The following is a 14,371-nucleotide window of genomic DNA, read 5'->3' as shown; positions in this document are numbered from 1 at the left end:
TCCGGTGAGCGCCGCTCGTACGGTGATCGTCCGCAGTCGGGTGGTGGCTCCTACGGTTCCGGCGAGCGTCGCTCCTATGGCGACCGCCCGCAGTCGTCGGGCTCCGGTGAGCGCCGCTCGTACGGTGATCGTCCGCAGTCGGGTGGTGGCTCCTACGGTTCCGGCGAGCGTCGCTCCTACGGTGACCGCCCGCAGTCGTCGGGCTCCGGTGAGCGCCGCTCCTACGGTGACCGCCCGCAGTCGGGTGGTGGCTCCTACGGTGGTGGCGAGCGTCGCTCCTATGGCGACCGCCCCCAGTCCGGTGGTGGCGAGCGTCGCTCGTACGGTGACCGTCCGCAGTCCGGTGGTGGCGAGCGTCGTTCGTACGGTGACCGTCCGCAGTCCGGTGGTGGCGAGCGTCGTTCGTACGGTGACCGTCCGCAGTCCGGTGGTGGCGAGCGTCGTTCGTACGGTGACCGCCCGCAGTCGGGTGGCGGTTCTTACGGTGGTGGCGAGCGTCGTTCCTATGGTGACCGTCCCCAGTCGTCGGGCTCTGGCGAGCGCCGCTCCTATGGCGACCGCCCCCAGTCCTCGGGCTCTGGCGAGCGCCGCTCCTACGGTGACCGCCCGCAGTCGGGTGGTGGCTCCTACGGTGGTGGCGAGCGTCGCTCCTATGGCGACCGCCCCCAGTCCGGTGGTGGCGAGCGTCGCTCGTACGGTGACCGTCCGCAGTCCGGTGGTGGCGAGCGTCGTTCGTACGGTGACCGTCCGCAGTCCGGTGGTGGCGAGCGTCGTTCGTACGGTGACCGCCCGCAGTCGGGTGGCGGTTCTTACGGTGGTGGCGAGCGTCGTTCCTATGGTGACCGTCCCCAGTCGTCGGGCTCTGGCGAGCGCCGCTCCTATGGCGACCGCCCCCAGTCCTCGGGCTCTGGCGAGCGCCGCTCCTACGGTGACCGCCCCCAGTCCGGTGGTGGTGAGCGCAAGAGCTTCGGTGACCGTCCGCAGCGTTCTGCCGACCAGGGCGAGCGCCAGTCGCGCCCGCCGCAGGACCAGCGTCACGCCGGTCCGGAGATCGACGAGGCGGTGCAGTTCTCGGACCTCGACCGTGACGTGCGCGGTCGTCTGCGGACCTTGAGCAAGGAGAACGCCACGGTCGTGGGCCGCCACCTGGTCATGGCGGGCAAGCTCATCGACTCCGACCCCGAGCTGGCGTACGAGCACGCTCAGGCCGCGGTGCGTCGCGCCGGCCGCGTCGACGTGGTCCGTGAGGCTGCCGGCCTGACGGCCTACCAGACGGGCCGGTACGCCGAGGCGTTGCGCGAGCTGCGCACCGTGCGCCGTCTGAACGGCTCGTCGGAGCACCTGCCGATCATGGCGGACGCCGAGCGTGGCCTTGGTCGTCCCGAGCGGGCGATCGCCCTGGCGGCGTCCGAGGAGGCGTCGACCCTCGACGCGACCGGGCGCACCGAGCTCGCCCTCGTCGTGAGCGGTGCTCGTGTCGATCTCGGTGAGTTCGAGGCTGCCCTCGCGGTCCTCGACCAGATCCCGGCGGCCGACGCGCAGGGAGACCTGGCGCTGCGCGTGCTGCAGGCCAAGGCCAGCGTCCTGGAGGCTGCCGGTCGCCTGGAGGAGGCTGCCGCGATCCTCGCGGACGTCGACCCCCGCGCGCTCGCCGCTGCCCTCGGCACCTCGCTCGACGAGGACGTCGTCGTCTACGACCTGACCGAGGACGCCGTCGAGATCGACGACGAGGACAGCGACGACGAGGACGACGAGGACAGCGAAGACGCCACGGCCACCACGTCCGCGGCAGTGCCCGCGGACGAGACGGACGCTGCGGCGTCGGGCACGGAGAACGACGAGGAGACCAAGTGAGCCTGGGGCTGATCTCGAGCGACGTCCCGCTCGCAGAGCGCTACGACCTGGCCCTCGTCGACCTCGACGGTGTCGCCTACCGCGGGCACGAGCCCATCCCGAACGCCGCGACCGGCCTCGGGGGGGCTCGCGCCGCGGGCATGCGGCTCGTGTTCGTGACGAACAACGCGTCGCGCGAGCCGCAGTCGGTCGCCTCCCAGCTCACCGAGCTGGACATCCCCACGTCCTCGGACGAGGTGTTGACGGCCGCCCAGGCCGCTGCCGCGCTCCTGCGGACCCGCCTCGAGCCCGGCGCACGCGTCCTGGTCGTCGGCGGTGCCGGACTCTTCACGGCCGTGCACGACGCCGGCTTCGTGATCGTCGAGACCGCCGACGAGGAGCCGGTCGCGGTCGCGCAGGGCTTCGCGCCCGAGCTCGGCTGGGCCCAGCTCGCGGAGGCCGCGTACGCGGTCCAGCGAGGTGCGTGGCACGTCGCGAGCAACCTCGACCTGTCGCTGCCCACCGCCCGCGGGTTCGCCCCGGGCAACGGCTCGCTCGTGCGTGCCGTGCAGGCAGCGACGGGCGTCGAGCCGTCGAGCGCGGGCAAGCCCTCGCCGACGATGTACCGGCTCGCGATCGAGCGTGCCGGGGCCTCCTCGCCGCTCGTCGTCGGGGACCGGTTGGACACCGACCTCGCGGGGGCGCGGTCGGGCGGGTACCCGGGGCTGCACGTGCTGACGGGCGTCAACGGCGGCCGCGACGCGGTCCTCGCCGACGCCGGCATGCGCCCGCACTACATCGGTGCGGACCTCCTGAGCCTCCTGGAGCCCCACGCAGCGCCCGCCCAGGGCGCCGAGGGCTGGTGGACGTGCGGGGAGGGCGCGGCGCGGGTGACCGACGGCACGCTCGAGCTGAGCGGTCCCGAAGGGGTCGACCTGATCCGTGCCGCGTGCGGCGCGGCCTGGGCGACCGTCGACGCCGGCGGTTCGGTGGATGCCGACACCGTCCCCGAGCTGGCTGTCGGCAACCCCTGAGATCGTGTCCTGACCGGTAGCGTTGCACCGGTGCGGCGAGCTGCGGCGTGAGCCGCGAGGCCGCACCGGTGCGACGCCCCGCACCCTGGAACGGACTGGAGGTCCACGCATGGCGCAGGACACCGTCGACGACGGCGCCCCCACCCAGCCCCCCGTCCCCACCCCCGGGGACGTGCGGCCCGTCGCGCCGCCGTCGGGCGACGAGCCCGCCGACGACGCGGTCGCCCAGGCCCTCGGCCGCCTCGACGAGCTGGACGACGCCCCGCTGAGCCACCACGTCGCCGTGTTCGACGCCGTCCACGAGGCCCTCCAGGAGCGCCTCGCGGACGCGGAGGACTGAGCGTGGGCGCACGCGTCGACGCCGAGCTCGTCCGCCGTGGCCTCGCCCGGTCGCGGCGCCAGGCCGCCGAGCTCGTCGTCGCGGGCCGCGTCACGGTCGACGGCCGTACCGCTTCCAAGCCCTCGCTCCCGGTCGGCGACGAGCAGGTGCTCGTCGTCGAGCAGGACCCCACGGACCCCGGCTACGCCTCACGGGCAGCCTTCAAGCTCGCGGGGGCGCTCGACGCGGTCGCGGCCACCGCGCCCGGGGCCGCCCCGGTGGTCACCGGGGCCTCCTGCCTCGACCTGGGCGCCTCGACGGGCGGGTTCACCGACGTCCTGCTGCGCCGTGGAGCACGTCGGGTCGTGGCCGTCGACGTCGGCCACGACCAGCTCGTGCCGGGCCTGCGCGAGGACCCGCGCGTCGTGGTCCGCGAGGGCTTCAACGTCCGCGACCTCAGGCCCGACGACCTCGACGAGGCTCCCGACGTCGTCGTGGCGGACCTCTCGTTCATCTCCCTGCGTCTCGTCCTGCCGCCCGTGGCCGCGGTCGTCGGCCCCGGCGCGCACCTGCTGCTCATGGTCAAGCCGCAGTTCGAGGTCGGGCGCGAACGCCTCGGCGCCGGGGGAGTGGTCCGCGACCCGGCGCTGCACGCGCGCGCGGTGCTCGACGTCGCCCTCGAGGCGGACGCCCTCGGCCTGCGCCCGCTCGGGGTGGTCCCCAGCCCGTTGCCCGGGCCGAGCGGCAACCGCGAGTTCTTCGTGTGGTTGCGGGCCTCCGGAGGGTCGGTTCGCGCCGACCGGGACGAGCTCGAGCGCGCCGTCGCCCGCGCGGTGTCCTCGCCCGTGGAGACCGTCCCCCTGGTGGCGCTGGTCGGGGAGCCCGCCGACGACCCCCGCACGGGAGACGTCGGCCACGTCACGTCGCCGCCGGCCCCTCGGGGGCCGGCAGACCTGCAAGACTCGCAGACGGTGCCCGACGACGGGGCACCCACCCAGGACCGCGGCGCCGCCGCGGACCAGCACCGACCGACCGGAGGAGCCCTGTGACCAGGAGAGTGCTGATCGTCACGCACGGTGGACGGCCCGAGGCGGTCGTCGCGCTGCACGAGGCGGTCAAGGAGCTCCAGGACGCGGGCTTCGAGGTCGGGCTGCACGACGACGACCTCGCGGAGACGTTCGGCGACCACATGGCCCAGCTGCGCACGCGCGAGGGCGTCGCGGAGTCCGAGGTCGTCATGGTCCTCGGCGGGGACGGCACGATCCTGCGCGCCGCCGAGCTCACGCACGGCACCGGCGTCCCGCTGCTCGGCGTCAACCTCGGTCACGTGGGCTTCCTCGCGGAGGCCGAGCGCGAGGGCCTGCCGGCCGCGGTGCAGCGGCTCGCGGCCCGCGACTACGTGGTCGAGGAGCGCGGCGTGCTCCAGGTCCGCGTCACCCTGCCGGGCGAGGACGAGCCCCGGATCGGCTGGGCGCTCAACGAGGCGACCGTCGAGAAGGCGTCCCGCGAGCGCATGATCGAGGTCGCGATCGGGGTCGACGGCCGGCCGTTGTCGTCGTTCGGCTGCGACGGCGTCGTCATGTCCACCGCGACGGGCTCCACGGCCCACGCGTTCTCCGCGGGGGGACCGGTCGTGTGGCCCGACGTCGACGCGATGCTGCTCGTCCCGCTCGCCGCGCACGCACTGTTCGCGCGCCCCCTCGTCGTGGGACCGACCTCGACGTTCGCGGTCGAGCTGCTCCAACGCTCGGGCGCGGCCGTCCTCACGTGCGACGGGCGTCGACGCATCGACCTGCCGGCGGGTGCCCGCGTCGAGGTCGAGCGGGGCGACTCCCCGATCCTGCTGGCCCGCCTGTCCACCGCGCCCTTCACGGACCGCCTCGTCTCGAAGTTCTCCCTGCCCGTCGTGGGCTGGCGCGGCCGCGTGGCCGAGGACGCCGCCGACGCGGCACGCGTGGCCCGCAAGGCCGCGACCGACGCCGTGGACGCCGCCCGGCTCGGGAGCCGACCCCCCGCCACCGACCCGAAGGAGGACTGACCGTGCTCGAAGAGATCTCGATCGAGAACCTCGGTGTCATCCGCTCCGCCCGCGTCCCGCTCCACCCGGGGCTCACCGTCATCACCGGGGAGACGGGAGCGGGCAAGACGATGGTCCTGACCGGTCTGGGCCTCCTCATGGGCGGCAAGGCCGACCCGTCGTCCGTCCGCCCCGGGGCGACCGGTGCCGTGGTCGAGGGTCGCCTGCGCGTGAGCGGACGTGACGCCGTCGGGCAGCGGATCGACGAGGCGGGCGGGAGCGTCGACGACGACGGGACCGTCGTGGTCCTGCGCACCGTCGCCGCGGAAGGGCGTTCGCGGGCGCACCTGGGCGGGCGCAGCGTGCCCCAAGGCGTGCTCGCGGAGATCGCCGACGACCTCGTGACCGTGCACGGCCAGGCCGACCAGCTGCGGCTGCGCACCCCGAGTCACCAGCGCGCCGCGCTCGACGCGTTCGCCGGGCGCGCGCACGCCGAGCTCCTCGACGAGTACCGCGCGGCGTGGACCGAGCGCAGCGGGCTGCTCGAGGAGATCGCCGACCTGACCGCGCGCGCGCAGGAGCGCGCACGCGAGGCAGAGCTGCTGCGGATCGGGCTGACCGAGATCGAGCGCGTCGACCCGCAGCCCGGTGAGGACACCGAGCTGACCGCGCTCGTCGCCCGCCTCGGCAACGCCGAGGAGCTGCGCCTCGGGGCCCAGGCCGCGCACGACGCGATCGTGGGCGACGACGCCCTCGACGGCGGCGACGTCCCCGGGGACGCGACCTCTGCCGTCGAGCGGGCGCGCCGCGCTCTCGAGACCGCGAGCCACCTCGACCCGAGCCTGGCGGGGCTCGTCGAGCGCATCGCCGGCGTCGGGTACGTGCTCGCGGACATCGCGACCGAGGTCTCGGGCTACGTCGAGGACCTCCAGGCCGACCCGGGCGGGCTCGAGCAGGCGCACACGCGCCTCGCCGCGCTCGGCGGCCTCACGCGCACCTACGGCGAGACGATCGACGACGTCCTCGCCTGGGCGAGCGACGCCGGGCTGCGGCTGCTCGACCTCGACGACGGCGGCGAACGTCTGCGCTCGATGACCGAGCGGGCCGACGAGCTCACGGCGCTGCTGTCGGGGCTCGGCGCCCGGATCACCGCGTCGCGCACCGCGACGGGTCAGCGGCTCGCCGCGGCCGTCACGGACGAGCTCGCCGGCCTCGCCATGAGTGGGTCCAGCCTCGTGGTCGACGTCGTCCCCGCCGACGAGCCCGGCCCGTGGGGCGCGGACCTCGTGACGCTCTCGCTCGTGCCGCACCCCGGTTCTCCGCCGCGCCCGCTCGGCAAGGGGGCCTCGGGCGGTGAGCTGTCGCGCGTGATGCTCGCGATCGAGGTCGCCCTGGCCACGTCGGGGGCGGACGCCGGCACCGACGACGCCGCGCCCCTGCCGACGTTCGTCTTCGACGAGGTGGACGCGGGCGTCGGCGGCCGGGCCGCGGTCGAGGTCGGGCGGCGTCTCGCGTCCCTGGCCCGCACGGCCCAGGTCGTCGTGGTGACGCACCTCGCCCAGGTCGCGGCGTTCGCCGACTCCCAGCTCGTCGTCACCAAGTCGTCGGGCGACGCCGACGGTGTCGACCCGGTCACGGTCACCGGGGTGCGCGAGGTCACGGGGGAGGACCGCGTCCGTGAGCTGGCGCGCATGCTCTCCGGCCAGGACGAGTCCGACGCCGCCCGCCAGCACGCGCTCGAACTGCTCGAGTCCTCGGTCGTGGGACGATAGCCGCGATGAGAATCACTCTGCGCAGAACCACGTCCGACGCGGCGGAGCCGGGAACGAGCGGCCCCGCCCGGGTCGATGCCCGCACCAAGGCGCTCACCAAGCGGCTCAAGCCCGGTGACGTCGCGGTCATCGACCACCTCGACATCGACCGGGTCGCGGCCGACGCGCTCGTCACCGCCAAGCCCCTCGCGGTGCTCAACGCCGCGAAGTCGATCTCGGGTCGCTACCCGAACCTCGGGCCGGAGATCCTGGTCGACGCCGGGATCATCCTGATCGACGACCTCGGCAGCGGCATCATGAGCATCTCCGACGGTCGCGAGCTGCGCCTCGAGGACGGCAAGGTGTTCGCGGGCGACGACCTGCTCGCCGAGGGCGTGCGGCAGACCCCCGAGACCATCGCGGTCAGCCTCGACGAGGCCCGCGCGGGTCTCTCGGAGGAGATCGAGCGCTTCGCCGAGAACACCATGGACTACATGCGGCGCGAGCGCGAGCTCCTGCTCGACGGCGTGGGCGTGCCCGACATCCGCACCGAGATCGAGGGCCGCCAGGTCCTGATCGTCGTGCGCGGGTACCACTACCGCGAGGACCTCGCGACGCTGCGCCCCTACATCAAGGAGTACCGACCTCTGCTGATCGGGGTCGACGGCGGGGCCGACGCGATCCTCGACGCCGGCTGGAAGCCGGACATGATCGTGGGCGACATGGACTCGGTCTCGGACCGCGCGCTCGCGTGCGGCGCGGAGATCGTGGTGCACGCCTACCGCGACGGCAAGGCCCCGGGTCTCGAGCGGGTCCAGGCCCTCGGGGTCGACCCCGTGGTCTTCCCGGCGACCGGCACGAGCGAGGACATCGCGATGCTCATGGCCGACGACAAGGGCGCCGAGCTCATCGTCGCCGTGGGGACGCACGCGACGCTCGTCGAGTTCCTCGACAAGGGACGCTCCGGCATGGCGAGCACCTTCCTCACGCGCCTGCGCGTCGGTGGCAAGCTCGTCGACGCCAAGGGTGTCTCGCGCCTCTACCAGCACCGGATCTCGAACCTTCAGCTCACGCTGCTGTCGCTGGCGGGCCTGTTCGCCGTGATCATGGCGATGTGGTCCACGGCTGCCGGACAGACCGTGTTCGGTATCATCGGCGCTCGCTTCGACGACTTCATGTCGTGGATCGGCGCACTGTTCGGGGGCGTGTGACCCTGCGAGCGAACGACCTCCACCTCCCCTCGACGCGCGCCGCCCGCACGTCGCCCCGCACGGACACGAAGGACGCAACAGCACAGTGATCGACTTCAGGTACCACATCGTCTCGTTGATCTCGGTCTTCCTGGCGCTGGCGGTCGGGATCATCCTGGGCGCCGGTCCGCTGCAGGGCGCCATCGGCGACCAGCTCACGGGGCAGGTCGAGCAGCTGCGTCTCGAGCGGAACGAGCTGCGGGACGAGCTCGACGCCACGAACCTGGAGGCGGCCGACAACGAGGAGTTCATCGTCGCCGCCGGACCGCAGCTGGTCGAGGGCGCCCTCCAGGACCGCCGGGTCGCCGTGGTCGACCTCGGGGAGGTCGACGGAGAACGCTACGAGGCCGTCCAGGAGCAGCTCGAGGCATCGGGCGCCAGCGTCGTCGGCCACGTCCGTCTCGGCGGGGACTGGACGGCCGAGGACCAGGAGGACGCCCGCAAGGTCGCCGCGAACGACGTCGCCAACCTGGTGTCCGGGGTGGAGGAGGCGGGGACGGACGCGAAGCTCGCCGCAGCCCTCGCGACCTCGCTCTCCGCGAAGCAGCTCGCGGCGCCCGAGGCACGCACCTCCGAGGCCGTGCTGATCGAGCAGAAGCTGGCCGAGGCCGGTCTCATCGAGGTCGTGCTGCCGCAGGAGACGCCCGCGGACGTGATCCTCCTGCTCGAGCCCCAGGCGTCCACCGTGCCCGTGGACGGCACGACCGAGGCAGCGGCCGTGGACGACGCCAAGGCCTACGCGGTCACGGTCGAGATCCTGCTCGCGCAGGCCGCGCAGGCGCGTTCCGAGGGGTCGCTCGTCGCGGGCTCGACCCCCGTGCCCGGTGACCTGATCTCGACGATCACGGCGGACGCCGACCTCGCCGCGGTGCTCTCGACCGTCAGCGGCATCGAGGCGCCGGCCGGGCAGATCTCCGTCCCGCTCGCCCTGGCGGCTCGCCTGGGAGACAAGGTGGGCCAGTTCGGCTTCGAGGAGGGCGCGACCGCGGTCATCCCGCCGGCCGTGCAGCTCCCGCCCGTGGACCGTTCGCCCCTGGGCACCGCGGACACGGCGAGCGACGCGATCGCGAACGACCCGCAGACGGAGGGATGACGTCCATGGGCACCTTCCTGCGCACCGTCGCCGCGACGCTCGCGTCCGCCGCGGCGACCGCGACGACGCGCGCGCTCCTCGACACGGCTCCGCCCGGTGGCCCGGACCGCTGGACGCGGACCAACCATCGCGGTGAGCCGATCAGCCTGCTCGAAGGTCCCGCGGTCGCGTCCGGCCTCGTGACGGGTGCGCTCGTCGCGGGCCCGGACGCGCGCACGCGGACCGCGGTCGCGCTGGCGACCGCGGGCGGCGGGGCGTTCGGTCTGGTCGACGACCTCGCCGAGGACACCTCGACCCGGACCAAGGGGATCAAGGGCCACGTGGGTGCCCTGCTCCAGGGCAGGGTCACCACGGGTGGGCTCAAGGTCCTCGGGATCGGGACGACGTCCCTCGCCGCGGCCTTCGTCGGCACGCGTCGGACCGGCTCGACGTTCGGCTACCTCACGGACGTCGCGGTCAACGGGTCGATCGTCGCGCTCGGCGCCAACCTCTTCAACCTGCTCGACCTGCGTCCTGGGCGTGCGCTCAAGGCCGGGGTCGCGCTCGCCGTGCCGCTCGCGGTGACGTCCGTGGGGGCGACGTCGGGGGCGGTGCTCGGCGCTGCGGCCGCTGCGGCGCCCGGCGACCTGGGCGAGCGCGACATGCTGGGCGACGGCGGCGCGAACGCGCTCGGTGCGCTCGTCGGCACCCAGATCGCGTTCGGTGCGCCGCGTGCCGTGCGCCTGCTCGCCCTCGCGGGCATCCTGGGCCTGAACGTCGCGAGCGAGAAGGTCAGCTTCTCGAAGGTCATCGACGGCAGCCCGGTGCTGCGCCGCGTGGACCAGTGGGGTCGCCGTCCGGCGGCCTCGGCGCAGGCGCCCGCCCCGGCGGGGCTCGACGACAAGTCCGCGCCCGGTCAGGACGCACCGGCTTGAGCGAGGACGTGACGCCGGGCCCGGCCGCCGCGCCACGCACCGCCCGCGGCTCCCGGCTGCGCGCGGGCACGCAGACGCTCGCGGGTGCTGCCCTCATGATCACGGTCGTGACGATCGCGAGCCGTCTCGTCGGCTTCGCCCGGTCGCTCGTCATGGCGTCGGCGGTCGGGACCGAGGGCATCGGTGCGGCCTACACCTCGGCGAACATCCTGCCCAACGTCCTGTTCGAGGTCGCGGCGGGTGGTGCGCTCGCGGGGGCGGTGGTGCCCCTGCTCGCCGGACCGATCGCACGGGGCGCACGCGTCGACGTCTCGAAGATCGCCTCGGCGCTGCTCGGGTGGACCCTCCTGGTCCTCGTGCCGCTCGGGGCGCTGCTCGCGGCGCTGGCCTACCCCATCGCGTACGTGCTGATGAACACGCATCCCGAGCTGATCGACGTCACGGCGCTGTTCGTCCGCGTGTTCGCCCTGCAGATCCCGATGTACGGCTTCGCGGTGATCCTCGGGGGGATCCTGCAGGCGCACAAGCGTTTCTTCTGGCAGGCGTTCGCGCCCCTCGTGTCGAGTCTCGTGGTCATCGCGGTGTACCTGGTGTTCGCGGGGATGGCGGACGGGAACCAGGGTGACGTCGCGGCGCTGTCCACGACCGCGATCGCGTGGCTGGGCTGGGGCACGACCGTGGGGGTGGCCGCGCTGGCGCTGCCGCTGATCGTCCCCGTCGCGCGGACCGGGACGCGGCTGCGCCCGACCCTGCGCTTCCCCGGAGGGGAGGGCGTCCGGGCCCGCAACCTGGCGTTCGCCGGCGTGGGGGCGCTCGTCGCGCAGCAGGTGTCGGTGCTCGCGGCGATGTACTCGGCCAACAACTTCGGTCCGGAGGAGACGTTCCCGACGTACTTCTTCGCGCAGCAGGTCTACCTGCTGCCGTACGCGGTGCTCGCGTTCCCGCTCGCCACGAGCGCGTTCCCGCGCCTGGCCGAGCACGTCGCGCAGGGGAGCCACGACCTCTTCAACAGGTTGCTCGCGTCGACCACGCGGACCATCCTGCTCGTCTCGGGGGTGGGGGTGGCTGCGCTCGTCGCTGCCTCCGCCGCGGTCGAGTCGCTCTTCGCCGTCGTCTCCGGCTCGTCCGTCGAGGGTCTGGGCGCGGCCACCGCTGCGATGGCTCCCGGCATCGTGGGCTTCGCCCTGATCCTGCACCTGTCGCGCGCGCTCTACGCCCTGGACCGTCAGCGCGCCGCGGTCGTCGCGACGGCGACCGGCTGGGCCGTCGTCGCCGTGCTGGCCGTCGTGGGCCCGGCGACGCTCGGAGAGGGGGACCAGGTGCGGGTGCTGGCGCTCCTCGGCCTCGCGACCGCGGTGGGCATGACCGTCGCGGGGGTCCTGCTGCTGCTCGCGGTGCGCCGGCACGCCGGCCCGGGAGCGGTGCAGGGGGTGCCTCGTACCGTGGCGGTGCTGGTCGTGGGCGTGGCCCTCGGCGGAGCGGCAGGGCGGGGCCTCAGCGCGGTCCTCCTGCCCGACGGCGCGCACGTCGCCGTGGTGCTCGCCGTGGGCGTCGGGGTCGCGCTGGTCGCGGCCGTGGTCGTCGTGGGGCTGGCGCTCGTCGCGGACAGGTCGTCGGTGGTCGGGCTGCTGCGTCGTCGGGCTCCGCAGGGCTCGACCGCGACCGACTGAGAGTCATCACACCCTCTCCGGGAGGTCAGGTTCGCGCGACGTCGACGAGTCACTGTTAGCATGGAGTTCCGTGGCAGATCACCTGAACAGACCCCTCGCCGTCAACGGCGGCCGCTCGGACCACAGCACCCGGCACATCTTCGTGACCGGCGGCGTGGCCTCTTCCCTCGGCAAGGGGCTGACGGCCTCGAGCCTGGGTCGCTTGCTCCGCTCCCGTGGCCTGCGCGTCACGATGCAGAAGCTCGACCCCTACCTCAACGTCGACCCCGGCACCATGAACCCGTTCCAGCACGGTGAGGTCTTCGTGACCGAGGACGGCGCCGAGACCGACCTCGACATCGGGCACTACGAGCGCTTCCTCGACGTCGAGCTCCCGGCCTCGTCCAACGTGACGACGGGCCAGGTCTACTCGCAGGTCATCGCCAAGGAGCGCCGCGGCGAGTACCTGGGTGACACGGTGCAGGTCATCCCGCACATCACCGACGAGATCAAGTCGCGCATGCGCGCCCAGGCGGGCGAGAGCGTCGACGTGATCATCACGGAGATCGGCGGCACGGTCGGCGACATCGAGTCCCAGCCCTTCCTCGAGGCGGCCCGTCAGGTCCGCCACGAGCTCGGCCGTGACGACGTCTTCTTCCTGCACGTCTCCCTGGTGCCGTACATCGGCCCCTCGGGCGAGCTCAAGACGAAGCCCACGCAGCACTCGGTCGCGGCGCTGCGCTCGATCGGTATCCAGCCGGACGCGATCGTCCTGCGCGCGGACCGTGTGGTCCCGGAGCCCGTCAAGCGCAAGATCGCGCTGATGTGCGACGTGGACAACGAGGCCGTGGTCAACGCGATCGACGCCCCGAGCATCTACGACATCCCCCGCGTGCTGCACTCGGAGGGCCTCGACGCGTACGTCGTGCGCCGCCTGGGCCTCGCGTTCCGCGACGTGGACTGGGACGGGTGGTCGCAGCTCCTCGAGCGCGTGCACCAGCCGCAGCACCAGGTCGAGGTCGCGCTCGTCGGCAAGTACATCGACCTGCCGGACGCGTACCTGTCGGTGACCGAGGCGCTGCGCGCGGGCGGGTTCGCCAACGACGCGAAGGTCACGATCCGCTGGGTCCCCTCGGACGAGTGCCAGACGCCCGAGGGCGCCGAGGACGCGCTCGGCGGCGCCGACGCGATCCTGGTCCCTGGCGGGTTCGGGGTGCGCGGCATCGAGGGCAAGCTCGGCGCGCTGCGCTGGGCGCGCGAGAACAAGGTGCCGACGCTCGGCATCTGCCTGGGCCTGCAGTCCATGGTCATCGAGTACGCGCGCAACGTCCTCGGCATCGAGGACGCGTCGTCGAGCGAGTTCGACCCGGAGAGCAAGAACCCGGTCGTCGCCACGATGGAGGAGCAGCTCGCGATCGTCGACGGCGCGGGCGACCTGGGTGGCACCATGCGTCTGGGCTCGTACGAGGCCGCGCTGCGTCCGGGTTCGGTGGTCGCGAAGACCTACGGTGCGGAGTCCGTCACGGAGCGTCACCGCCACCGCTACGAGGTCAACAACGCCTACCGGGCGCGCCTCGAGGAGGCCGGCCTGGTCATCTCCGGGACGTCGCCCGACTCGTCGCTCGTCGAGTTCGTCGAGCTCCCGGCCGACGTGCACCCGTACTACGTGAGCACGCAGGCCCACCCGGAGTTCAAGAGCCGCCCGACGCGCGCCCACCCGCTGTTCGCGGGCCTGGTCGCGGCGGCGCTCGAGGCTCGGACGGCCTGACGTGACGGCCCGCCCGCTCGCCGACGTCCCGGTCGTCCGGAACGTCGGCGAGGCGCGCGTCCTGCACGCGGGGCGCATCTTCGACCTGCGCTCGGAGCAGGTGGACCTGGGCGAGGGCGGCGTGGTGACGCGCGAGTTCGTCGACCACCCGGGGGCGGTCGCGATCATCGTCCTCGACGAGGACGAGCGGGTCCTGCTGCTGCACCAGTACCGTCACCCGGTGCGTCGCGAGCTGTGGGAGCCGCCGGCCGGTCTCCTGGACGTGGACGGCGAGGACGCGCAGGCCGCGGCCGCGCGCGAGCTGCGCGAGGAGGCGGACCTGCGCGCCGCGCGCTGGGACGTCCTCGCGGACTACTACACGACCCCGGGCGGCAGCAACGAGGCGTTGCGGGTGTTCCTCGCGCGCGACCTGTCACCTGTCCCGGAGGGTGAGCGCCACGTGCGCGAGGCCGAGGAGCTGGGCATGGAGCTGCGCTGGGTCCCGCTCGACGAGGCGGTGTCCGCGGTCCTCGCCGGGGACCTGCACAACCCGTCGGCCGTCGTCGGGATCCTGGCGGCCGCCGCGGCGCGCGCGACCGGGTGGTCGTCGCTGCGTCCGGCGGACACGCCGTGGCCCGAGCGGCGTGGGGGAGACCCGCGCGCCTGAGGCGCGTCCTGCAGGACAGCTCACGAGGGCCCGACGGCGTCACGCCGTCGGGCCCGCGGCGTGGGGGGGGGGGGGGGGGGGGGGGGGGGGGGGGGGG

13 protein-coding genes are annotated in these 14,371 nt (G+C 73.7%); 12 read left to right on the top strand and 1 reads right to left on the bottom strand.

The window, feature by feature from the left end:
• On the bottom strand, nucleotides 1-1,146 hold a 1,146-nt coding region (locus H9623_RS13900; protein WP_193720629.1), incomplete at its 3' end, for a hypothetical protein.
• On the opposite strand from H9623_RS13900, the gene H9623_RS13895 reads away from it, so the two are divergent.
• The 12 genes from H9623_RS13895 to H9623_RS13840 all read left to right on the top strand — a co-directional run bounded on the left by H9623_RS13895 (nucleotide 1,111) and on the right by H9623_RS13840 (nucleotide 14,274).
• Nucleotides 1,111-1,854, top strand: coding sequence for a tetratricopeptide repeat protein (locus H9623_RS13895; protein ID WP_227748658.1), 744 nt, complete (start codon nucleotides 1,111-1,113; stop codon nucleotides 1,852-1,854). The two genes, H9623_RS13900 and H9623_RS13895, sit on opposite strands and share 36 nt — an antisense overlap.
• A complete protein-coding gene (locus tag H9623_RS13890; RefSeq protein ID WP_193720628.1) occupies nucleotides 1,851-2,867 on the top strand; it encodes an HAD-IIA family hydrolase in 1,017 nt (338 codons plus the stop codon). The genes H9623_RS13895 and H9623_RS13890 overlap by 4 nt, the downstream gene beginning before the upstream one ends.
• A 109-nt stretch (nucleotides 2,868-2,976) precedes the next feature.
• Nucleotides 2,977-3,207 carry a hypothetical protein gene (locus H9623_RS13885; RefSeq protein WP_193720640.1) on the top strand — a complete coding sequence of 77 codons (231 nt, stop codon included), beginning with the start codon at nucleotides 2,977-2,979 and terminating at the stop codon, nucleotides 3,205-3,207.
• A gap of 2 nt (nucleotides 3,208-3,209) precedes the next feature.
• Entirely contained in the window at nucleotides 3,210-4,235 is a 1,026-nt protein-coding gene (locus H9623_RS13880) for a TlyA family RNA methyltransferase (RefSeq protein WP_193720627.1), read from the top strand.
• Entirely contained in the window at nucleotides 4,232-5,224 is a 993-nt protein-coding gene (locus H9623_RS13875) for an NAD kinase (RefSeq protein ID WP_193720626.1), read from the top strand. Before H9623_RS13880 ends, H9623_RS13875 begins: the two co-directional genes overlap by 4 nt.
• Nucleotides 5,225-5,226: 2 nt before the next feature.
• Nucleotides 5,227-6,975 carry a DNA repair protein RecN gene (gene recN / locus H9623_RS13870; RefSeq protein WP_193720625.1) on the top strand — a complete coding sequence of 583 codons (1,749 nt, stop codon included), beginning with the start codon at nucleotides 5,227-5,229 and terminating at the stop codon, nucleotides 6,973-6,975.
• A gap of 5 nt (nucleotides 6,976-6,980) precedes the next feature.
• A complete protein-coding gene (gene steA, locus H9623_RS13865; RefSeq protein WP_193720624.1) occupies nucleotides 6,981-8,165 on the top strand; it encodes a putative cytokinetic ring protein SteA in 1,185 nt (394 codons plus the stop codon).
• 85 nt (nucleotides 8,166-8,250) lie between these two features.
• Entirely contained in the window at nucleotides 8,251-9,297 is a 1,047-nt protein-coding gene (locus tag H9623_RS13860) for a copper transporter (protein ID WP_193720623.1), read from the top strand.
• Between the two features lie 5 nt (nucleotides 9,298-9,302).
• A complete protein-coding gene (locus H9623_RS13855; RefSeq protein ID WP_193720622.1) occupies nucleotides 9,303-10,211 on the top strand; it encodes a hypothetical protein in 909 nt (302 codons plus the stop codon).
• Complete coding sequence (gene murJ / locus H9623_RS13850; RefSeq protein ID WP_227748657.1) at nucleotides 10,208-11,881, top strand: murein biosynthesis integral membrane protein MurJ; 1,674 nt, start codon at nucleotides 10,208-10,210, stop codon at nucleotides 11,879-11,881. The genes H9623_RS13855 and murJ overlap by 4 nt, the downstream gene beginning before the upstream one ends.
• Nucleotides 11,882-11,951: 70 nt before the next feature.
• Nucleotides 11,952-13,628, top strand: coding sequence for a CTP synthase (locus tag H9623_RS13845; RefSeq protein WP_321575444.1), 1,677 nt, complete (start codon nucleotides 11,952-11,954; stop codon nucleotides 13,626-13,628).
• Nucleotide 13,629: 1 nt separating this feature from the next.
• A complete protein-coding gene (locus H9623_RS13840; RefSeq protein ID WP_193720621.1) occupies nucleotides 13,630-14,274 on the top strand; it encodes an NUDIX domain-containing protein in 645 nt (214 codons plus the stop codon).
• The last annotated feature ends 97 nt before the right edge of the window (nucleotides 14,275-14,371 follow it).

Source organism: Oerskovia douganii (assembly GCF_015142735.1).
Taxonomy (GTDB): Bacteria; Actinomycetota; Actinomycetes; order Actinomycetales; family Cellulomonadaceae; genus Oerskovia; species Oerskovia douganii.
The sequence above is the reverse complement of the archived record's forward strand: the minus strand, read 5'-3'. Positions and strand labels throughout refer to the sequence as shown.